22 protein-coding genes are annotated in these 19,910 nt (G+C 54.6%); 14 read left to right on the forward strand and 8 right to left on the reverse strand.

The window, feature by feature from the left end:
* The first annotated feature begins 57 nt into the window (after positions 1–57).
* The 10 genes from rimK (at position 58) to QLG09_RS07690 (ending at position 9,983) form a co-directional block, all read left to right on the forward strand.
* Positions 58–960 (forward strand): 30S ribosomal protein S6--L-glutamate ligase, encoded by a 903-nt coding sequence (gene rimK, locus QLG09_RS07645; protein ID WP_020884872.1) that lies wholly within the window; start codon positions 58–60, stop codon positions 958–960.
* A 63-nt stretch (positions 961–1,023) separates the two neighbouring features.
* On the forward strand, positions 1,024–1,500 hold the full coding sequence (locus QLG09_RS07650) for a YbjN domain-containing protein (protein ID WP_014169308.1): 477 nt from the start codon (positions 1,024–1,026) through the stop codon (positions 1,498–1,500).
* A gap of 351 nt (positions 1,501–1,851) precedes the next feature.
* Positions 1,852–2,964, forward strand: coding sequence for a spermidine/putrescine ABC transporter substrate-binding protein PotF (potF, locus tag QLG09_RS07655; protein ID WP_014169310.1), 1,113 nt, complete (start codon positions 1,852–1,854; stop codon positions 2,962–2,964).
* Positions 2,965–3,107: 143 nt separating this feature from the next.
* Positions 3,108–4,241, forward strand: coding sequence for a putrescine ABC transporter ATP-binding subunit PotG (gene potG, locus QLG09_RS07660; RefSeq protein ID WP_041162516.1), 1,134 nt, complete (start codon positions 3,108–3,110; stop codon positions 4,239–4,241).
* A 10-nt stretch (positions 4,242–4,251) separates the two neighbouring features.
* Entirely contained in the window at positions 4,252–5,205 is a 954-nt protein-coding gene (gene potH / locus QLG09_RS07665) for a putrescine ABC transporter permease PotH (RefSeq protein ID WP_025204595.1), read from the forward strand.
* The gene (potI, locus tag QLG09_RS07670; protein WP_020884869.1) at positions 5,202–6,047 is read left to right on the forward strand and encodes a putrescine ABC transporter permease PotI; all 846 of its coding nucleotides are present in this window, start codon (positions 5,202–5,204) and stop codon (positions 6,045–6,047) included. Before potH ends, potI begins: the two co-directional genes overlap by 4 nt.
* A 65-nt stretch (positions 6,048–6,112) precedes the next feature.
* A complete protein-coding gene (locus QLG09_RS07675) occupies positions 6,113–6,586 on the forward strand; it encodes a YbjO family protein (RefSeq protein WP_014169315.1) in 474 nt (157 codons plus the stop codon).
* A gap of 40 nt (positions 6,587–6,626) precedes the next feature.
* Complete coding sequence (rlmC, locus tag QLG09_RS07680; RefSeq protein ID WP_049023301.1) at positions 6,627–7,754, forward strand: 23S rRNA (uracil(747)-C(5))-methyltransferase RlmC; 1,128 nt, start codon at positions 6,627–6,629, stop codon at positions 7,752–7,754.
* A gap of 71 nt (positions 7,755–7,825) precedes the next feature.
* Positions 7,826–8,530, forward strand: a complete 705-nt coding sequence (locus tag QLG09_RS07685) for a response regulator transcription factor (RefSeq protein WP_014169317.1) — start codon at positions 7,826–7,828, stop codon at positions 8,528–8,530.
* The gene (locus QLG09_RS07690) at positions 8,517–9,983 is read left to right on the forward strand and encodes an ATP-binding protein (RefSeq protein WP_063435205.1); all 1,467 of its coding nucleotides are present in this window, start codon (positions 8,517–8,519) and stop codon (positions 9,981–9,983) included. Before QLG09_RS07685 ends, QLG09_RS07690 begins: the two co-directional genes overlap by 14 nt.
* A 63-nt stretch (positions 9,984–10,046) precedes the next feature.
* Here QLG09_RS07690 and artJ read toward each other — a convergent pair whose 3' ends face one another.
* From artJ to QLG09_RS07720, 6 genes are all read right to left on the reverse strand, one after another.
* A complete protein-coding gene (gene artJ / locus QLG09_RS07695; protein ID WP_020884865.1) occupies positions 10,047–10,778 on the reverse strand; it encodes an arginine ABC transporter substrate-binding protein ArtJ in 732 nt (243 codons plus the stop codon).
* Between the two features lie 178 nt (positions 10,779–10,956).
* The gene (gene artM, locus QLG09_RS07700; RefSeq protein WP_014169321.1) at positions 10,957–11,625 is read right to left on the reverse strand and encodes an arginine ABC transporter permease ArtM; all 669 of its coding nucleotides are present in this window, start codon (positions 11,623–11,625) and stop codon (positions 10,957–10,959) included.
* Complete coding sequence (gene artQ, locus QLG09_RS07705; RefSeq protein WP_014169322.1) at positions 11,625–12,341, reverse strand: arginine ABC transporter permease ArtQ; 717 nt, start codon at positions 12,339–12,341, stop codon at positions 11,625–11,627. Before artQ ends, artM begins: the two co-directional genes overlap by 1 nt.
* Positions 12,342–12,347: 6 nt before the next feature.
* A complete protein-coding gene (artI, locus tag QLG09_RS07710; RefSeq protein WP_020884864.1) occupies positions 12,348–13,079 on the reverse strand; it encodes an arginine ABC transporter substrate-binding protein ArtI in 732 nt (243 codons plus the stop codon).
* 20 nt (positions 13,080–13,099) lie between these two features.
* Positions 13,100–13,828 (reverse strand): arginine ABC transporter ATP-binding protein ArtP, encoded by a 729-nt coding sequence (gene artP / locus QLG09_RS07715; RefSeq protein WP_014169324.1) that lies wholly within the window; start codon positions 13,826–13,828, stop codon positions 13,100–13,102.
* 226 nt (positions 13,829–14,054) lie between these two features.
* Positions 14,055–14,573: a lipoprotein gene (locus QLG09_RS07720; protein ID WP_014169325.1), complete on the reverse strand. Its 519-nt coding sequence runs from the start codon at positions 14,571–14,573 to the stop codon at positions 14,055–14,057.
* A 97-nt stretch (positions 14,574–14,670) separates the two neighbouring features.
* Here QLG09_RS07720 and QLG09_RS07725 point away from each other — a divergent pair, with 97 nt between their 5' ends.
* The 3 genes from QLG09_RS07725 to QLG09_RS07735 all read left to right on the forward strand — a co-directional run bounded on the left by QLG09_RS07725 (position 14,671) and on the right by QLG09_RS07735 (position 16,713).
* Positions 14,671–14,994, forward strand: a complete 324-nt coding sequence (locus QLG09_RS07725) for a heavy metal-binding domain-containing protein (protein ID WP_006174327.1) — start codon at positions 14,671–14,673, stop codon at positions 14,992–14,994.
* A complete protein-coding gene (locus QLG09_RS07730) occupies positions 14,991–15,821 on the forward strand; it encodes an N-acetylmuramoyl-L-alanine amidase (protein WP_049022068.1) in 831 nt (276 codons plus the stop codon). The genes QLG09_RS07725 and QLG09_RS07730 overlap by 4 nt, the downstream gene beginning before the upstream one ends.
* A 268-nt stretch (positions 15,822–16,089) precedes the next feature.
* Positions 16,090–16,713: a helix-turn-helix domain-containing protein gene (locus QLG09_RS07735; protein WP_044859038.1), complete on the forward strand. Its 624-nt coding sequence runs from the start codon at positions 16,090–16,092 to the stop codon at positions 16,711–16,713.
* Here the strand turns inward: QLG09_RS07735 and QLG09_RS07740 are convergent, their stop codons facing one another.
* Positions 16,714–17,316, reverse strand: coding sequence for a hypothetical protein (locus QLG09_RS07740; protein ID WP_063435204.1), 603 nt, complete (start codon positions 17,314–17,316; stop codon positions 16,714–16,716).
* Positions 17,316–18,878, reverse strand: a complete 1,563-nt coding sequence (locus QLG09_RS07745; RefSeq protein WP_049022077.1) for an ExeA family protein — start codon at positions 18,876–18,878, stop codon at positions 17,316–17,318. The genes QLG09_RS07740 and QLG09_RS07745 overlap by 1 nt, the downstream gene beginning before the upstream one ends.
* A 300-nt stretch (positions 18,879–19,178) precedes the next feature.
* Here QLG09_RS07745 and gspC point away from each other — a divergent pair, with 300 nt between their 5' ends.
* Positions 19,179–19,910, forward strand: coding sequence for a type II secretion system protein GspC (gene gspC, locus QLG09_RS07750; protein WP_049022122.1), 732 nt, complete (start codon positions 19,179–19,181; stop codon positions 19,908–19,910).

Here is a 19,910-nt window from a genome sequence, read left to right on the forward strand (position 1 = left end):
GCGCCTGCCTGCGTGTATGATACGCAGGCTTTTTCCATGTCTTTAGAGAGGTGCAGGGTGAAAATTGCCATTTTGTCCCGGGATGGAACGCTCTATTCATGTAAACGCCTGCGAGAAGCGGCGGCAAAACGGGGGCATCAGGTTGAGATCCTCGATCCGATGTCCTGCTATATGAACATTGATCCTGCTGCCTCATCGATTCATTACAAAGGCCGTAAGCTCCCGCATTTTGATGCGGTTATCCCCCGCATCGGCTCCCAGATAACCTATTACGGCACGGCCGCGTTGCGCCAGTTTGAGATGCTGGGCAGTTATCCGCTCAATGAATCCGTTGCGATATCTCGGGCCCGCGATAAGCTCCGTTCGCTGCAATTGCTTGCCCGGCAGGGAATCGATCTTCCGGTTACCGGCATTGCGCATTCACCGGACGACACCAGCGATTTAATCGATATGGTGGGTGGCGCGCCGTTAGTGATCAAGCTGGTGGAAGGCACTCAGGGCATTGGTGTGGTGCTGGCCGAAACGCGGCAGGCGGCGGAAAGCGTGATTGACGCCTTTCGAGGGCTGAATGCCCATATTCTGGTGCAGGAGTACATTGAAGAAGCCAAAGGGCGCGACATTCGCTGTTTTGTTGTCGGTAACGAGGTGGTTGCGGCCATCGAACGCCAGGCAAAAGAGGGCGACTTCCGCTCTAATCTGCACCGTGGCGGCGTGGCGAGAGTCGCGGATATCAGCGATCGCGAGCGTGAGATTGCCGTGAAGGCGGCGCAAACGCTGGGGCTGGATGTGGCGGGTGTTGATTTACTGCGGGCGACGCGCGGGCCGTTGGTGATGGAGGTGAATGCCTCACCGGGACTGGAAGGGGTGGAAAAAACCACCGGGGTCGATATTGCGGGTAAAATGATCTCATGGGTCGAGCGCCACGCAACGCCGGGCTACTGTCTGAAAACGGGCGGTTAAATGGATTACAGCGCACTTTTTGCGTACTCTATGCGAAGTTTTTATTAAAGAGGCTGCACAGCGATGGATTTACAGGTCGTTCCAACACTGGATACGTTACGTCAATGGCTCGATGATGCCGGTATCACTTTCTTTGAATGTGATTCCTGCCAGGCGCTGCATTTGCCTCATATGCAAAATTTCGATGGTATTTTCGATGCCAAAATCGATCTCATTAACGACGTGATCCTCTTCTCTGCGCTGGCCGAAGTGAAACCGTCTGCGCTGCTGGCCCTGGCCTCTGACCTGTCGGCCATCAACGCCAGTTCTTTGACGGTGAAAGCATTTCTCGATATACAGGATGATAATCTGCCCAAACTGGTCGTTTGCCAGTCTTTATTCTCCGGTGCCGGCCTCTCTTTCAAGCAGTTCTCCTGGTTTATGCGCTTGAGTGAAGAGCAAATTTCGATGGTAATGATGGAAGCCAATGCGCACCATTTGCTGTATAGCGCGGAAGATGATGCAGAGAATAATGATGCATCTCCCAATTTTCTTCACTAAGCCTGTCTGACTTTTGCGCAGTCGCTGCCATAGCGGCTGCATAACGCCATTTTTTCTGCTGCTTTTAACCTTTCTTTAAAGAATTTTTCACCTCCCCAAGCGCCATTTCGGCTTATCACGTAGACATAACCTGCATAAAAAATTGATAAAAGGCGTTTTTTCGTCTGGGCTATAGCCGGAGACACGGGCTACAGTTATTCTTGCGATGCTTAAAAAAGCGAGCGGATCCTGCCGGGTAAAGAGGTTTCTTTTTATTTCGTGCAGAGCGACAAACTATGCATGATTATTGCATATCTTCAGATTGCACAGTTTTAGTTCGTTTGTTAACGAGCTTTCAGAAGGAATAACGATATGATCGCCTTGAATAAAAAATGGTTATCGGGTCTGGTTGCGGGTGCTCTGATGGCCGTCTCTGCCGGCACGCTCGCTGCGGAACAAAAAACGCTGCACGTTTATAACTGGTCTGACTATATCGCGCCGGATACCGTCGCTAATTTCGAAAAAGAGACCGGCATTAAAGTGGTCTATGACGTTTTCGATTCCAACGAAGTGCTGGAAGGGAAACTGATGGCGGGCAGTACCGGTTTTGACCTGGTGGTACCCTCCGCAAGCTTCCTTGAGCGTCAGCTGACGGCAGGTGTCTTCCAGCCGCTCGATAAGAGCAAATTACCGAACTGGAAAAACCTCGATCCGGAAGTGCTTAAGCTGGTCGCCAAGCATGACCCGGACAACAAATACGCGATGCCGTATCTGTGGGCGACCACCGGTATTGGCTATAACGTCGATAAAGTCAAAGCGGTGCTGGGTAAAGATGTCAAACTCGACAGCTGGGACGTGGTGCTGAAGCCGGAAAACCTTGAGAAGCTGAAAAGCTGCGGCGTCTCTTTCCTGGATGCGCCAGAAGAGATTTTCGCCACCGTGCTGAACTACCTGGGCAAAGATCCTAACAGCAGCAAGGCCGATGATTACACCGGCCCGGCAACCGATCTGCTGCTGAAGCTGCGTCCGAACATTCGTTACTTCCACTCCTCGCAGTACATCAACGACCTGGCAAACGGCGACATCTGCGTGGCGATTGGCTGGGCAGGGGACGTATGGCAGGCGGCTAACCGCGCCAAAGAAGCCAAAAACGGCGTGAATGTTTCCTACTTCATTCCGAAAGAGGGCGCGCTGGCGTTCTTCGACGTCTTCGCCATGCCGGCTGACGCGAAAAACAAAGACGAAGCTTACCAGTTCCTTAACTACCTGATGCGTCCGGAAGTCATCGCGCATATCAGCGATCACGTCTATTACGCTAACGGCAATAAGGCCTCTGTGCCGCTGGTCAGCGAAGAGATCCGCAATAACCCGGCTATCTATCCGCCGGCGGATGTGTTTGCCAAGCTGTTCACCCTGAAAGTTCAGGATCCAAAAATTGACCGCGTGCGTACCCGTGCGTGGACCAAAGTGAAAAGCGGTAAATAACGGCGTCCGGTACGGTTGCCCGGTGGCGAAAACGCTCACCGGGCCTGCTAAACCCGTCGGTCGGGCTGGCGTGAGCGCCGCCCGACGATGCGCACCCTGATGGTGCGTTTGCACCAGTTTTGATTTCTGCCGGAGAGCACCCCGTGAATGACGCGATCCCCCGCCCGCAGGCGAAAGTCCGTAAAGCGCTGACCCCGCTTCTTGAAATTCGTAACCTCACCAAATCTTTCGATGGTCAGCATGCCGTGGACGACGTCAGCCTGACTATCTACAAAGGTGAAATTTTTGCCCTTCTGGGCGCATCTGGCTGCGGTAAATCGACCCTGCTGCGTATGCTGGCCGGTTTTGAACAGCCTACCGCCGGGCAAATCATGCTGGATGGTGTCGATCTCTCCCGCGTGCCGCCGTATCAGCGCCCGATAAACATGATGTTCCAGTCTTACGCGCTCTTCCCACATATGACGGTGGAGCAGAATATCGCCTTTGGTCTTAAGCAGGACAAACTGCCGAAAGCCGAAATCACCGCCCGCGTGGCGGAGATGCTCAGCCTGGTGCACATGCAGGAGTTCGCGAAGCGTAAACCGCATCAGCTCTCTGGTGGCCAGCGTCAGCGCGTGGCGCTGGCCAGAAGCCTGGCGAAACGGCCTAAGCTGCTGCTCCTCGATGAACCGATGGGCGCCCTGGATAAAAAACTGCGTGACCGTATGCAGCTGGAAGTGGTGGATATCCTTGAGCGCGTGGGGGTGACCTGCGTGATGGTTACCCACGACCAGGAAGAGGCGATGACCATGGCCGGGCGTATTGCGATCATGAACCGCGGTAAGTTCGTACAGATTGGCGAGCCGGAAGAGATTTATGAGCATCCGACCACCCGCTACAGCGCGGAGTTCATCGGGTCGGTCAACGTCTTCGAAGGGCTGCTGAAATCGCGCGAGGAAGACGGTCTGGTGATTGAGTCGCCGGGGCTGCAGCATCCGCTTAAGGTCGATCCGGATAGCTCGGTGGTGGATAACGTGCCGGTGTATGTCGCGCTCCGCCCGGAGAAGATCATGCTGTGCGAAGATCCGCCGGCCGATGGCTTTAACTTCGCCGTCGGGGAAGTGGTGCACATTGCTTATCTGGGCGACCTCTCCATCTACCATGTGCGTCTGAAAAGCGGGCAGATGCTCAGCGCCCAGCTGCAGAACGAACATCGTTATCGCAAGGGACAGCCGACCTGGGGCGATGAAGTGCGCCTGTGCTGGGATGCGGACAGTTGTGTAGTGCTGACGGTATAAGGAGCGGACAATGAGTACCTTAGAACCTCCAGCCCGCGTTGAAAAACCGGGTGGCTTTGCGCACTGGCTGGCGCGAATGCAGATGAACCACGGACGCAAGCTGGTGATTGCCATGCCTTACGTGTGGCTGATCCTGCTGTTCCTGCTGCCGTTCCTGATCGTTTTTAAGATAAGCCTGGCGGAAATGGCGCGGGCGATCCCGCCCTATACCAACCTGCTGGACTGGGCTGACGGACAGCTGACGCTGACCCTTAACCTCGGCAATTTCCTGCAGTTGACGGAAGATCCGCTCTATTTCGAAGCTTATCTGCAGTCGTTGCAGGTGGCGGCGATCTCGACGATCTGCTGTCTGCTTCTGGGTTACCCGCTGGCATGGGCCGTGGCGCACAGTAAATCCTCGACGCGCAACATTCTGCTGTTGCTGGTGATCCTGCCGTCATGGACCTCGTTCCTGATCCGCGTCTACGCGTGGATGGGGATCCTGAAAAACAACGGCGTGCTGAATAACGTCCTGATGTGGCTTGGGGTTATCGATCAGCCCCTGACAATCCTGCATACCAATCTCGCGGTCTATATCGGGATTGTTTACGCCTATCTGCCGTTTATGGTGCTGCCAATTTATACGGCGCTGACGCGTATCGATTATTCGCTGGTGGAAGCATCGCTTGACCTTGGTGCCCGCCCGCTTAAAACCTTCTTCAGCGTTATCGTTCCGTTGACCCGGGGCGGCATTATTGCCGGGTCGATGCTGGTCTTTATCCCGGCGGTAGGGGAGTTTGTTATCCCGGAACTGCTCGGTGGCCCGGACAGCATCATGATTGGGCGTGTGCTGTGGCAGGAGTTCTTTAATAACCGCGACTGGCCTGTGGCGTCTGCGGTGGCGATCGTGATGTTGCTCCTGCTGATCGTACCGATCATGTGGTTCCACAAACATCAGCAGAAACAGATGGGAGACCACGGATGAACAACTTACCGGTAGTGCGCTCCCCGTGGCGAATTGCCATCCTGGTGATTGGCTTTACTTTCCTGTATGCACCCATGTTGATGCTGGTGATCTACTCGTTCAACAGCTCCAAACTGGTAACGGTATGGGCCGGCTGGTCGACGCGCTGGTACGGCGAATTGTTCCATGATGACGCGATGATGAGCGCGGTGGGGCTGAGCCTGACCATCGCCGCGCTGGCGGCCACGATGGCCTCCGTGCTGGGGACCATTGCCGCGCTGGTGATGGTGCGCTTCGGGCGTTTTCGGGGGTCGAACGGCTTTGCCTTTATGATTACCGCGCCACTGGTTATGCCAGACGTTATCACCGGTCTGGCGCTGTTGCTGCTGTTCGTGGCCCTGGCGCATGCCATTGGCTGGCCGGCAGATCGCGGGATGCTCACCATCTGGCTGGCGCACGTCACCTTCTGTACCGCGTACGTGGCGGTGGTTATCTCTTCGCGTTTGCGCGAGCTGGACCGCTCCATTGAAGAGGCGGCGATGGATCTCGGTGCGACGCCGCTGAAGGTCTTCTTCATCATCACGCTGCCGATGATTATGCCGGCGGTGATCTCCGGCTGGCTGCTGGCGTTTACGCTGTCGCTCGACGATCTGGTTATCGCCAGCTTTGTCTCAGGACCGGGCGCGACGACGCTGCCTATGCTGGTCTTCTCCAGCGTACGCATGGGGGTCAATCCGGAGATTAACGCCCTGGCCTCGATTATCCTCGGGGTGGTCGGAATTGTCGGATTTATCGCCTGGTATTTGATGGCGCGCGCGGAAAAACAACGTGTGCGTGATATCCAGCGTGCAAGACGCGGCTGAAGGATTTAAAATTTCCAGTGATGTGCCGCGCATGACGCGGCACTGTTTTTCAGGGAAGTAAAACATTGGGATTATTAAAAAAATCACGTCTTACGCACGCTCGTCCAAACGTTCCTGCACTGGTGCAGGTGGCGGCGCTCGCTATTATTATGATCCGCTGTCTTGATGTGCTGATGATCCTTAACACCCTGGGTGTGCGCGGTATGGCTGAATTCATTCACCGCAGCGTACAGACGTGGAACCTGACGCTGGTCTTTTTGAGCAGCCTGGTACTGGTGTTTATCGAGATTTACTGCGCATTTTCGCTGGTCAGAGGACGCAACTGGGCACGCTGGGTCTATTTGCTGACGCAAATTACGGCGGCGAGCTATCTGTGGGCCGCCTCGCTGGGGTATGGCTATCCGGAACTGTTCAGCATTGCGGGTGGATCAAAACGCGAGATTTTGCACGCGCTATTTTTGCAAAAACTCCCGGATATGCTGGTGCTGTTCTTCCTGTTCGTGCCTGCTTCCAGTCGGCGGTTCTTCCAGCTGCAATAATGTGTATAATCGCAGCCCTCGTGATTCTTAAGGTTTTGATATGCAGTGCGCACTTTATGACGCCGGTCGCTGCCGCTCCTGTCAGTGGATAGAACAGCCGGTTTCTCAGCAACTCACCGCCAAAATGGCCGACCTGCAACACCTGCTGGCAGACCATGCCGTGGGGGAATGGTGCGCACCCGTCAGCGGGCCGGAGCAGGGCTTTCGTAATAAAGCCAAAATGGTGGTGAGCGGCAGTGTTGAAAAACCGCTGCTGGGCATGTTGCATCGCGAGGGTACGCCTGAAGATTTAACCGACTGTCCGCTTTATCCCGCCTCGTTTGCGCCGGTCTTTGCTGCGCTCAAACCGTTTATTGCCCGTGCCGGGTTAACGCCCTATAACGTTGCCCGCAAGCGCGGCGAGCTCAAATACCTTCTTCTTACCGAAAGCCAGCTAGACGGCAGCATGATGCTGCGCTTTGTTCTGCGCTCAGAAGCCAAGGTGGAGCAGCTTCGCGCGGCGTTGCCATGGCTTCAGCAACAGCTTCCGCAGTTAACCGTTATCACTGCGAATATTCAGCCGGTGCATATGGCTATCATGGAAGGGGAGCGGGAGATCTTCTTCACCGAACAGCATGCGCTGGCAGAAACGTTCAACGATGTACCGCTGTGGATCCGTCCGCAAAGCTTCTTCCAGACCAACCCGACCGTCGCGAGTGCGCTTTATGCCACCGCCCGTGACTGGGTGCGGGCGTTAAATATCCATCATATGTGGGATCTGTTCTGCGGGGTGGGCGGCTTCGGTCTGCACTGCGCCACGCCAGACATGCAGCTTACCGGGATTGAGATCTCCGCCGAAGCGATTGCCTGTGCCAGACAGTCTGCCGCAGAGCTTGGGTTGACCCGGCTGCACTTCCAGGCGCTGGACTCCACGCAGTTCGCGACGGGGCAGGACAATGTGCCTGAACTGGTGCTGGTGAACCCGCCGCGCCGGGGCATCGGGAAAGCGCTGTGCGACTATCTGAGCCAGATGGCACCGGACTACATCGTCTACTCCAGCTGCAACGCGCAGACGATGGCAAAAGATATCGCGACGCTGCCGGGCTACCGCATTGAACGCGTCCAGCTGTTCGATATGTTCCCGCATACCGCGCATTATGAAGTCCTGACGCTACTCGTTAAATCTTAAACAAAATGTGAACTCTGTCCGCCTGCGAAATCAGGTAAGCTTATCTCATCAGAATTGAAGAAGGCTTACCCATGAAGCAGATCCTGCTGGTGGAAGATGACCACGATATCGCGGCGCTTCTGCGCCTCAACTTAGAAGATGAAGGCTACGCCATCACCCACGAGCCCGACGGGGGCAATGCCTTACAGCGCCTCGAAAAGCAGCCTTGGGACGCGGTGATCCTCGATTTAATGCTCCCCAATGTCGACGGTCTGGAGATTTGCCGTCGCATTCGCCAGATGACCCGCTATCTGCCGGTGATCATCATCAGCGCCCGCAGCAGCGAAACCGACCGCATTACCGGGCTGGAAACCGGGGCGGACGATTATCTGGCCAAGCCGTTTTCGGTACAGGAGCTGATCGCGCGTATCAAGGCGCTGTTCCGGCGCCAGCAGGCGATGGGGCAGGCGCAAAGTGCCGGGAATATTCAGGCTCACGGCCTGACGCTCGACCCGCTGGCGCGCAGCGTGCTTTTGCACGGCCAGGTGGTGGATCTCACCCCGCGCGAGTTTGAACTGCTGTACTTTTTTGCCCGTCATCCCGGTGAAGTTTTCTCGCGTCTGGCGCTGCTGGAACAGGTCTGGGGCTATCAGCACGAAGGTTACGAACACACCGTCAACACCCACATTAACCGCCTGCGCATCAAGATTGAGAAGGACGCCGCCGAGCCGGAGATCATTCGCACCGTCTGGGGCAAAGGCTACAAATTTGCGGAGCCAAACGATGCGCCGCTTTAGCCTGAGCCAGCGCCTGACGCTGCTGTTTATTCTGCTGCTGACGCTCTGTGCGACCATCGCCTGCGCGGTGCAACTTTACAGCACCACGCAGTACGGTAATGCGATGGTGCAGCGGCTGTCCGGTGGCCTGGCGCAGCAGATTGTCCAGCGGGAACCGATTCTGGATGCACAGGGCAGGGTTGACCGCCACGCGCTGAAACCGCTCTTTGACCGGCTGATGACCTTCAATCCAAGCGTCGAACTGTACGTTGTCTCGCCTGATGGCGAATTGCTGGCTGACGCCGCGCCGCCGGGGCATATCCAGCGGCAAAAAATCGACCTCGGGCCGGTGCAGACTTTCCTCAGTGATGCCGCGCGGCCGGTACTGGGCGATGACCCGCGAAGCCAGAACAAAAAGGTTTTCAGCGCAACGCCGTTGCGTCAGGACGGAGAACTGAAAGGCTATCTGTACATTATTCTGCAGGGCGAAGAGTCAAACGCGCTGGCGGAGATGGCCTGGCATCAGGCGCTCTGGAGCACCGTCCTGTGGTCATTGATGTGGGTCGCGCTGTTTGGTGTGCTGGCGGGGTTACTGGTCTGGTACTGGGTAACGCGTCCGGTCAAACGTCTCACGCAGGAAGTGGCCGGGCTGGAGCAGGACAGCATTAGCGCCATTAAGCAGCTGGCGGCGCAGCCTACAGAAACCACGGTAAAGGATGAAGTGGCCACGCTGCGCAATACGTTTATCGAGCTGGCCCGTAAAATCACCCTGCAGTGGGATCAGCTGGCCGACAGCGATCGCCAGCGCCGGGAGTTTATCGCCAATATCTCGCACGATTTACGCACGCCGCTCACCTCCTTGCTGGGCTATCTCGAAACGCTGTCGCTGAAATCCGCGACGCTGACGCCGCAGGAGCACCAGCAGTATCTCGCCACGGCGCTGCGCCAGGGTCAGAAAGTGCGTCATCTTTCGCAGCAGCTGTTTGAACTGGCGCGCCTTGAGCACGGCGGCATCAAACCGCAGCGTGAGCGTTTTGCCATGGGTGAGCTGATATCAGACGTGGCGCAGAAATTTGAACTCACGGCCCGCACGCGGGAGGTGAACCTGCGCATTGATGTACCGGGCCCGTTGCCGCTGGTGAATGCCGATGTCTCGATGATTGAGCGGGTGGTGACTAACCTGCTGGATAACGCGATGCGGCATACGCCGACCGGTGGAGAGGTTCGTCTGGCGGTCTGGCAGGAGAACGCGCAGCTACAGGTTGAGGTGGCTGATAATGGAACCGGCGTTGATGCTTCTCTTCGCAACGATCTGTTTGAGCGTCCTTCGGCGTTACATCCGCAGGCATCACGGGAAAACCGTGGCGGGTTGGGGCTGTTGATTGTGAAACGCATGCTGGAACTGCACGGCGGGGGGATCAGGCTGATGGAGTCCACGAACGGGGCTCGTTTTCGCTTCTTTGTTCCACTGTGAAATTGCCGGGTTTGCCCGGCCTACAGACCACCCCCGTAGGCCAGGCTACCCGACAAAAAGCTGTTACTGCGGGAACCACTGATCGCTGATTTTCTTGTACGTGCCGTCAGCTTTAATTGCTTTCAGCGCGCCATTCAGTTTTTCCAGCAGGGCTTTGTTATCCGGACGCACCGCAATGCCCAGGCCCGTACCGAAGTACTGTGGATCGGTCACTTTTTCGGTCGCGGTGCCCAGCTGTGGGTTGGTTTTCAGCCACTCGTTCACCACCGCAGTGTCACCGAAGACCCCATCAATACGGCCATTTTTCAGGTCGATAATGGCATTCTGGTAGCTGTCATAGGCCACGGTTTTCACTTCAGGATGTTTGTCCTGCAGGTATTTCTGGTGCGTGGTGCCGTTTTCCATCCCAATGCGTTTGCCTTTCAGCTGGTCAAAGGATGTGTAAGCCCCTTTCTTCGCAATGACCACCGCCGAGTTGGCGTAGTACGGGTCGGTGAAGGTGACCTGCTTGCTACGCTCTGGGGTGATGTCCATCCCGGAGATCACCGCGTCGTATTTTTTGAATTTCAGCGACGGGATCAGGCTGTCAAACGCATGGTTCGTGAACGTGCAGTCGGCCTGCATCTGTTTGCACAGGGCTTTGGCGAGGTCGATATCAAAACCGACAATCTGGTTGCTGGCATCCAGCGACTCAAACGGCGGATAGGTGGCCGAAACGCCGAAGTTGATTTTATCTGCAGCTGATGCGCCAGCGGCGAAAGTGGCCAGTAAAGCGGCCAGAACTAACTTTTTCATTGTAATGCTCCCGTCTGTCAGTCTGTCTTATGCGCCGTGTCTGCGGCATGGAAATACAATGCCATTTAATGAATTTATATTCAATAAAAATGATTAAATATTATTTAACCCATAAAAAAAAGACGGGCTGTTGTTAGACTTGCCCGTCTTCGTCAATAAAATTTATGCAAATCGGTGATTAATTACGGCGCTCAAACGCCAGCGCTTTACGCTCGATAAGGCGCATCATCAGCGTCAGCAAACCGTTCACCACCAGATAGACCACGCCCGCGGCACCAAACACCATGACGTCATAGGTGCGTCCGTAGAGCAGCTGCCCGTGGCCCATAACTTCCATCAGCGTGATGGTGTAGGCCAGAGACGTACTCTTGAAAACCAGCACCACTTCGTTGGAGTAGGAGGAGAGCGCACGTTTAAACGCGTACGGCAGCAAAATAGCCAGCGTGTCTTTCTTGCTCATGCCCAGCGCACCACAGGACTGCCATTGCCCTTCCGGGATGGCACGGATAGCCCCGTAGAACAGCTGCGTGGTATAGGCCGCACTGTTCAGCGAAAGGGCAATCAGGGCGCACAGCCATGGCTCAGAAAGCAGATGCCAGATAACCGGATACTCCTGCAGCGACGGGAACTGACCCGGGCCGTAGTAAATCAGGAAGATCTGCACCAGCAGCGGTGTACCGGTGAACAAGGTAATGTAGGCTCGCACAATCCATACCAGCACCGGCGTTTTTAGCGTCAGGACGATGGTAAAGATCAACGCCAGGATCAGCGCCACGATGATCGATGCGACGGTCAGCGTCAGGCTGGTGTGCAGCCCTTTCATCAGCTCCGGAAAATATTCAAGCATCAGCCTGGTCTCCGTTCAAAGCGCGTCGCACGCAGGTCAATGCGCTTGAGGATGTACTGACTCACCAGCGTGATCACCAGGTAGATAGCCGCCGCCACGATGTACCAGGTAAACGGCTCCTGGGTACGGGTCGCGATACTTTTGGTTTGCAGCATTAAATCGTTCACGCTGATCAGGCTTACCAGCGCGGTATCTTTCAGCAGCACCAGCCACTGGTTACCCAGCCCGGGCAGCGCATGACGCCACATCTGCGGCATCACCAGACGAAAGAAGATCGCCGATTTCGACAAGCCTAACGCCTGGCCAGACTCCCACTGTCCCTGCGGAACCGCTTTCAGCGCACCGCGCAGGGTTTGCGAAGCATACGCGGAATAGAGCAGAGAGAGGGCAATCACGCCGCACAGGAACGGGCTGACGTCAAAGTTCTCAATCTGCATCTGCACCGGGATCTGCACCACACCCAGATTGAGGGTGAAGCCGTCCGACAGCGTTAACAGCAGCTGCGAGGAGCCAAAATAGATAAACAGGACCACCAGAATTTCAGGCAGCCCACGCAGCACGGTGACCAGCGCTGAGCCGGCCCATGCGACAGGGAACCATTTTGCTGATTCCCATACCGCAAAGATCATCGCCAGCACAAGGCCGATAATCAGTGCGCAAACGGCAAGGCCGACGGTCATCCCGGCGGCGCTTGCTAAAGGAAAAATTTCATTCATCAGGAATTACTTCTGGAACCATTTTTTGTAGATGGTTTCGTAGGTGCCGTCTTTCTTCACTTTTTCCAGCGCAGCGTTGAATTTCTGCTGCAGCTCAGTGTTGCCCTGACGAACGGCAATACCCAGACCCGTGCCGAAGTAATCCTTGTCGGTCACTTTATCGCCCACTGGCGCCAGTTTATCGTTGGCTTTCAGCCACTCGGTCACCACGGCGGTGTCGCCGAACACGCCATCAATACGGCCGTTCTGCAGATCCAGCTTCGCATTCTGGTAGCTGTCATACGGAACGGTGGTGATTTCCGGGTGTTTATCCATGATGAATTTCTGGTGCGTGGTGCCGTTCTGCACGCCCACTTTCTTGCCTTTCAGCTGATCAACCGACGTGAATTTGCCTTTCTGACCAATAAACAGGGCAGAGTTGTCGTAGTAAGGGGTGGTGAAGAGAACCTGTTTTTCGCGCTCAGGGGTGATATCCATTCCGGCCATAACGGCGTCGATACGGCGGAACTTCAGGCTTGGGATCAGGCTGTCGAACGCCTGGTTGCTGAAGGTACAGGTTGCGTCGATCTCTTTACACAGGGCGTTTGCCAGATCCACGTCAAAGCCGACAATTTTATTGTTCGCATCAATGGATTCAAACGGAGGATAAGACGCTTCAGTCGCGAAACGAATCGTCTGGGCTGCGGTAGCGGAAAGGGTGACGCTGGCGAGCAGCGCGGCAAGTAATACTTTTTTCATTATCATTTCCCCTGACACAATCAATGAGATAAATAGTTTTTGAACGCATCGGTTTGCGGGTTTGAGAAGCAGCTCGCATCACCTTGCTCAACGATATACCCGTTTTCCATGTAGACCACGCGGCTGGCCGTTTTGCGCGCCACTTCCACTTCATGGGTTACGATGACCTGAGTAATATGGGTTTCCGCCAGCTCGCGAATGATGCTCACGATCTGGGCGGTAATTTCGGGATCCAGCGCCGCGGTCGGTTCATCAAACAGCAGTACCGCAGGCTCCATCATCAGCGCACGGGCAATCGCCACACGTTGCTGCTGACCACCGGACAGGTGCAGCGGATAGCGGTCGCTGTAAGGCTTAAGGCGCAGACGCTCCAGCAGCTTATCCGCACGCGCGATCGCCTGATCTTTACTTAAGCCCAGCACGCGGCACGGGGCTTCGATCAGGTTTTGCAGTACGGTCAGATGCGGCCAGAGATTGTATTGCTGGAAGACCATGCCAACGTTTTGACGCAGTTCACGAATCGCTTTATCAGACGGTGTTTTCGCGAAATCAAAATGGTTACCGGCGATAGCCAGCGTACCCGAACGGGGCATTTCAAGCAGATTAAGGACACGCAGAAGGGAGCTTTTACCTGCACCGCTTGGGCCAAGCAAAACCAGTGTTTCGCCTTCCGGGCAGTCCAGCGTGATGTCAAACAGCGCCTGGTGTGCGCCGTAGAAGCAGTTAATGCCGTTTAGTTTAATACTCATCGGGGCAGTCTTTACTCATCCAGGCAATCTATAGCAATTGAGGCCGCAGATAGTACCGTTGACAGAATAGTTATGCAATATTTCTGCGTTAAAAGTTAAATATAACCCGCAATACCCTCTAAACATAGCACAAAATAGCGAACGGCAATGTCGGCGAGTATAAATGTCGGCATTCCGCATGAAATGCCGCACATTTTACGGGGTTAACGCTTTTTAAACGGGGGGCTTAGCGGTTTTCAATCGACTGGCGGAGCGTGCCTGCCGGGGCGTGAACGCTGCCACCGACGTACCTTACGTCGTCCACCGCCCAGCACTGACCTTCACGGATCATCAGCACTTCATCCTGCCAGGTCTGGGTTCCCTGGGTCAGTTTGACGCGCAGGGGAATGTTTCGCGCATCGGTGTTTGGGATCGTTGAAGCACTGGTGACCTCGGCGCTGTCAGGCAGCGTGGCGCGGCTGGAGAACGGATCGGATTTAAGCAGCGCGTTATGCTGCGGATCGCGGGTGGCGTCGCTCAGCAGTTTCGCCAGGCCGTCACTCAGATACGGTCGCAGGGCGGTAATATCATTGCTGCGGTGCTGTATGCGGTAATCATAGAACTGTTGTGCCACGGTATCCGGGCCGCCCTCAATGCATGGGCCGCTGCGGGTACCAATATCCTTAAAGGCTGGCGTGACCGTGGTGGTGCAGGCGCTGAGCACCAGCGCGCAGGGCACGAAAAGTGTTAAAGCTGAATAGCGCATGTTGATTTCCTTATTTATTAACTATCCTTTCAATCATAGCGTAACGAACCGATAATGCTGTACCTAAGGCATTGAACGCTAAAGAAGGAGAGAAAGTATGCAGTTTTCAACAACGCCTACCCTGGAAGGGCAACCTATTACCGAGTACTGCGGCGTGGTCACCGGCGAAGCCATACTGGGCGCGAACATTTTCCGGGACTTCTTTGCCGGCATTCGCGATATCGTGGGGGGACGTTCTGGCGCGTATGAGAAAGAGCTGCGCAAAGCCCGCGAAATTGCGTTTAAAGAGCTTGGCGAGCAGGCCAAGGCGCTGGGTGCAGATGCCGTGGTAGGTATCGATATTGACTACGAAACGGTCGGTAAAGATGCCAGCATGCTGATGGTGAGCGTAAGCGGTACGGCGGTGAAAACCCGTCGATGAAGCGCTCGCTTGCCACACTCCTGCTGGCGCTGTTGCTGGCAGGGTGCGCCACGGAAAAAGGCATTATTGATAAAGGTGCCTATGAGCTGGATACCCGCCATCAGGCCCAGGCGGCTTACCCGCGTATAAAGGTGCTGGTGATCCACTACACCGCCGATGACTTTGACAGCTCGCTGGCGACGTTAACCGACAAGAATGTCAGCTCTCACTACCTGATCCCCGCCAAACCGCCTGCCCCTGAGGGCAAACCGCGTATCTGGCAGCTGGTACCGGAGAGCGAACTGGCATGGCATGCCGGCATCAGCTTCTGGCGCGGCACCAACCGTATTAATGACACCTCCGTGGGGATTGAGCTGGAAAACCGGGGCTGGCAAAAAACGGTGGGAGTAAAACATTTCACCCCGTTCGAGCCGGCGCAAATTGCTGCTCTGATCCCGCTCGCCAAAGACATTATCGCCCGCTACGACATTAAGCCGCAGAACGTCGTCGCGCACTCTGATATTGCCCCCCAGCGTAAAGACGATCCCGGCCCGCTGTTCCCCTGGCGCGAACTGGCGCAGCAGGGAATTGGTGCCTGGCCCGATCCGGACCGCGTCAACTTTTATCTCAATGGGCAGCCACGCTATCAGGAAGTGGACAGCGCACTGCTGCTCGATCTGTTAGCGCGGTATGGCTATGAAGTGCCGGAGGCTGCCACAGCCCAGCAGCAGAAAAGAGTGATTACCGCATTTCAAATGCACTTCCGTCCACAGCTGTGGAATGGTGTGGCTGACCGTGAAACGCTGGCCATCGCTGAAGCGCTTCTGGAAAAGTACGGACAGGGGTGATCCTGCGGGATACCCCCTCGTAAGTATTTTTCGCGTAATTTAAGTAAGATTAATCTTAAGTACAAACTCAATTCATTTTTAGTTAATTGACTTAAAATTATCCGGATTTAAGATGGACACATAGCTTGCTAAGTAAAGCAGCAAATTAACGTAAACAATTTCTACTTTTATTTTCTCCTTGAGTGTTTCATCAGGAAAATATTCCTGGGTTGAGGCCTTACGTCTTAATCCTGAGTTTTATATTTCACATCTTAAATTGGGTATAATAATGTTAAGCATCTACGGTAAAAAATTACGTCCGCAAAACGAAGTCAACGCAATTATTTCTGCAACGTCAGGATTTGAAGAGAAGACGTTAAAAAAGTGGCAGAAAATATCTACCAGTGATTCACAGTATATTCATATTATCGTCAGTGGCGACGTTGAGTTCCGCCGCGAATCTGATGAATTGTGCATGTTCACCGCTCAGGGGCCGTGTATATTTGGGCTTTGTTCTATGTTTTACAGCGCCACGCACATGTATGGCCTCATTCGGTCAAATACCGTCGTGCGCTCGATAAAAAAAGAGGCCTTCGCCCAGCTAATGACTGAAAACAATCTGTGGCCGGAACTGACGAAAGTGCTCTCCTGGTATATTTGTATGCTGAGCAAGCGTGACGATGTGCTGGTTGCCCGCAGCGCCTATTCGGTAGTGCGCGAATTTTTATACGAGATTAATGAACTGATTGTTCAGCATCAGCGTGATATCAATATATATGACTATATTCAGGAATACACCAACCTGGCACGCAGTACCATTATTAAAATTCTCTCCGACCTGAAAAAAGGTCAGTATATTGTGGTGGAAAAGGGGCGACTCCTTAACCTGACATCCTTGCCTGAAAAATATTAATTACTCCAGCCGGTCTCCTTTATGACGTAAAGGGGACCGGGAAATATCCTGCGTTTCGTCAACCGGCGGCGCGGGAATTTTGCCTTGCGAATAATCCTGCTCTTGTTCTTTTAACGCCTGTTTAAACAATTCTGTTAATGAGGAACTGTCGCTGCCAGCCCGTGCAGAAGCGTCGGTGTGCGCCCCGGTTCCGGGTAACGTATCCCGCGCGGTATCGTGCTGAGCCGCTCCTTCAGGCGCCTGCTGCCAGTCGGTATCATCGCCGTTAATCGGCAGATCCTGCAGGGCAGGCATATCCTCATGCACCGGCGCAGGTTTAGGGTGCGGATGCGGATGCGGGAAGGGTTTGCTTACATACACATAATGCATATCTGAAAGCTGTGTTTCCGGTCTGGCGCTGCTCGCGTTGATGGGGGCGGGTGCAGGGTGGCGCAGATCCCAATATACATGCGCGTACAACCCGGCCATCAGCATGGCGCACAGACCCAGGAGTCCTAAAACGGTGTGGGCAAAAACGTTTCTCAGTCCGGGAAGGCGATATGAAAACCAGACCGCTTCCCCGGTGGTGTAACTGCGCTGAGCCGCAAGGCTGATAGTAGACATCAGGAATGCTTCTCCTGCATTTTCGCATCCGGTATCGCATGCGAAGCCTGGATCAATACGCTCGGCGTGGTGTTGGTTTCCCGCATTAACTGCATCAATGTCTCTTCGCCGGGAATACCGTCCACATGCAGATGCATTTTTTGCTGGAACGCGCGGGTGCGTTTCATCATCTCCGCAGTCCAGCGCTGAGCGTGGGTTTCAGGTTGAGAAAGGGCCTGGCTCAGCTGCTGATCAAGCCAGGTCATCTCTTTGCCGTCACTGGTTGCGCTGATGGCGTCTTTACCTTCCGGCGTCAGGCGGTGCAGTTGTGTATAGTTTCCGGTTGCATGCCGGTTAAACCAGCTGCGACTGACCTGCCAGGTCCGGTTATTCATCAGTAAGTCCATCGAGGTTTCTCCGACGCGGGCGACCACCGCATAGTTAAGATGATTGCCGGTTTTGAGCTCGCTCACCCACGGATAACCTTCGCCTGCCAGCGCATCCGGAGAGGCATTTCCCTGCTTACACATCAGGTTTACCTTCACCGCGTTTTGACACAGCGCATCGTCCGCCGAGGCGTCATACCCCCACATCAGATAAAGCTGATGCATCGCGTCCGGCTGATTGACTATTTCCTTGTCGATAACCGGCACGACAGGGGCCTGAACGGGGGTGGCCGGGTGTTTCCAGCTTATCGGGACCGGCAGAGAAACCGGGAGGCGAGCAGTCATTGAGGCGGTGAAATACCAGCCGCAAGCCGCGAACAGCACAGAGGCAAACAGTGAAACCGTTGCCAGACGCTTACCCTGTTTTTTCGCGGGCAGCACCTCTGCGGCCGCCAGGCGTAAATGTCGCGGACTGACCTGGCTTGCGCGTTCGGTCCAGGCCGCGAGCATCGACAGGTGCGCCAGCGCATTCAGTTCACTGATTTTCCCTTTTGTCATTGCGTGCATCTTACGCACGCGCGCCGGGGATAACGGCGAGCTTTCGCCTCCGTGCTCTTCGCACTGCGCCTGCACGTAGCTGAGATATTCACGGCAGGTCAGGGGGCGCAAGGTGTGGTGGGTATGCACATATTCACGCAGATCAGATTGCTGTAGCCGCGCCGCCTGATTTTCCGCGCCCGTCAGCACCACCGATAAATGAAACCCCAGCTCCTGCGCACGGGTGAGCAACATCCCCAGCACCGTCCGGCAGGTCTCTTTCATGGCTTCAGTATGGGAAATGACCAGCACGGTGGCCTGCGTTTTCCCGGCCTGCCACTGCTGCAGCACGGTATCGACCGCCTGAATACGGCTGGTGATTGCTTTCGTGTCCGGGCTGAGCTTGTACAGCAGGCTACTGGCGCTCAGTTTTGGAAACGCGTTGATGGCAAGAACACGGTTGTCGCTGTTTTTCAGCGCATCGCTGAACTGGCCCAACAGCGAGGTATCATCGCTAAAGAGCCCGCATATTCCCGCCTGTTGGGTTTTCTCTTTCAGCAGGTTAAAGACGTCCTGATGATAAGGCACCAGAAAATCCCCGGATAAGCGGGTGACCTTCCTGAAGGGCGGGGTTTTAAAAGTAAAGTGGCTCTGATACATAACGACTTACCGTCTCTGATTAGGAATAGCAACAGGTCGTGAAATTACGGTAAGGATACGGGGCGATCAATTTTTCAACTGGGTAAAAATATCCGGCAGAAATGTCCTAACACCTCGATTTTAGACGGTCAATAATTTTCTTTATTAAAGTTGGTGGCGAAGTCGATGGTCGTATTCACCGCGTCTCATTACTCTCTTCACACGTTTTGTCGCAGCGTGATGCTGCTTATTTTCGCTTTGTTAAAGGCCAGATGAAAAATGAGGTTCTCATTTCTGTCACGGTGGATAACCCCTTGCATGATGTTGGTGCTGTTAATTTTTAGCGGCCAGCAAGGGTATTTCACGTTTAAAGATTATAAAAAGGTTACGAATAGGTTGGCTAACTCTGATGCGCAGCCGCTGAAAAACCGCCGCGAAGAGAAAACATTCACCCTTTTCACGGCGGCAGCGCGTCAGGACACTGGGCCGGCTGCGCTAAAAGCCCCGCTGGCGGCGGAAATAGAAGGCATTGTGCGCAGTGATGACCCCTGGCTTTCCTTCGCCGTTATTAAAACGCCCGCGGGCCAGAAGAGCTACCGCGAAGGGGAGCCGCTGACCGGTTTTAACGATGCCTTTATTCAGGAAATTAACAAAGACAGTGTCGTCGTGAATTATGAAGGCATCACGCAGACGCTGGCCTTAAAGAAACCGGATTATTTCAAGGGCGGCGTTGATAGCGGCCCGGTAACCAAATCGACAAAAGATGCAGGCGCAGACACGCTGCATCTGAATGATTATCTGGTATTAAAACCGGTTGTCGAAAAAGGCCAACTGGAAGGCTATGCCATTAATCCCCGGAATGCCTCTTCCTTTTATAGCCATTCAGGACTGAAAAAAGGGGACGTGGCAGTCGAAGTGAATGCTGTCGATATGACCGATGAAGTAAAGGCAAAAAATATTATTGCTGAATGGTCAAAAATGAAAGAAGCGGAGGTTGTCGTCAGACGTCACGCTCACCTTGAAAATATTCGGGTCAATGTTCTTAACAATTAA

The organism is Enterobacter sp. V89_11, assembly GCF_029967775.1.
Lineage (GTDB): Bacteria > Pseudomonadota > Gammaproteobacteria > Enterobacterales > Enterobacteriaceae > Enterobacter > Enterobacter ludwigii.

What these genes read in the sequence shown, in the direction of transcription:
- QLG09_RS07745 (WP_049022077.1), bottom strand. Translation starts at nt 18,878, where the DNA reads ATGTATCAGAGCCACTTTACTTTTAAAACCCCGCCCTTCAGGAAGGTC.
- artJ (WP_020884865.1), bottom strand. Translation starts at nt 10,778, where the DNA reads ATGAAAAAGTTAGTTCTGGCCGCTTTACTGGCCACTTTCGCCGCTGGC.
- QLG09_RS07725 (WP_006174327.1), top strand. Translation starts at nt 14,671, where the DNA reads ATGCAGTTTTCAACAACGCCTACCCTGGAAGGGCAACCTATTACCGAG.
- gspC (WP_049022122.1), top strand. Translation starts at nt 19,179, where the DNA reads ATGTTGGTGCTGTTAATTTTTAGCGGCCAGCAAGGGTATTTCACGTTT.
- QLG09_RS07740 (WP_063435204.1), bottom strand. Translation starts at nt 17,316, where the DNA reads ATGTCTACTATCAGCCTTGCGGCTCAGCGCAGTTACACCACCGGGGAA.
- QLG09_RS07690 (WP_063435205.1), top strand. Translation starts at nt 8,517, where the DNA reads ATGCGCCGCTTTAGCCTGAGCCAGCGCCTGACGCTGCTGTTTATTCTG.
- potF (WP_014169310.1), top strand. Translation starts at nt 1,852, where the DNA reads ATGATCGCCTTGAATAAAAAATGGTTATCGGGTCTGGTTGCGGGTGCT.
- QLG09_RS07685 (WP_014169317.1), top strand. Translation starts at nt 7,826, where the DNA reads ATGAAGCAGATCCTGCTGGTGGAAGATGACCACGATATCGCGGCGCTT.
- potI (WP_020884869.1), top strand. Translation starts at nt 5,202, where the DNA reads ATGAACAACTTACCGGTAGTGCGCTCCCCGTGGCGAATTGCCATCCTG.
- QLG09_RS07650 (WP_014169308.1), top strand. Translation starts at nt 1,024, where the DNA reads ATGGATTTACAGGTCGTTCCAACACTGGATACGTTACGTCAATGGCTC.
- artP (WP_014169324.1), bottom strand. Translation starts at nt 13,828, where the DNA reads ATGAGTATTAAACTAAACGGCATTAACTGCTTCTACGGCGCACACCAG.
- potH (WP_025204595.1), top strand. Translation starts at nt 4,252, where the DNA reads ATGAGTACCTTAGAACCTCCAGCCCGCGTTGAAAAACCGGGTGGCTTT.
- artI (WP_020884864.1), bottom strand. Translation starts at nt 13,079, where the DNA reads ATGAAAAAAGTATTACTTGCCGCGCTGCTCGCCAGCGTCACCCTTTCC.
- rlmC (WP_049023301.1), top strand. Translation starts at nt 6,627, where the DNA reads ATGCAGTGCGCACTTTATGACGCCGGTCGCTGCCGCTCCTGTCAGTGG.
- QLG09_RS07735 (WP_044859038.1), top strand. Translation starts at nt 16,090, where the DNA reads ATGTTAAGCATCTACGGTAAAAAATTACGTCCGCAAAACGAAGTCAAC.
- QLG09_RS07730 (WP_049022068.1), top strand. Translation starts at nt 14,991, where the DNA reads ATGAAGCGCTCGCTTGCCACACTCCTGCTGGCGCTGTTGCTGGCAGGG.
- QLG09_RS07720 (WP_014169325.1), bottom strand. Translation starts at nt 14,573, where the DNA reads ATGCGCTATTCAGCTTTAACACTTTTCGTGCCCTGCGCGCTGGTGCTC.
- artM (WP_014169321.1), bottom strand. Translation starts at nt 11,625, where the DNA reads ATGCTTGAATATTTTCCGGAGCTGATGAAAGGGCTGCACACCAGCCTG.
- artQ (WP_014169322.1), bottom strand. Translation starts at nt 12,341, where the DNA reads ATGAATGAAATTTTTCCTTTAGCAAGCGCCGCCGGGATGACCGTCGGC.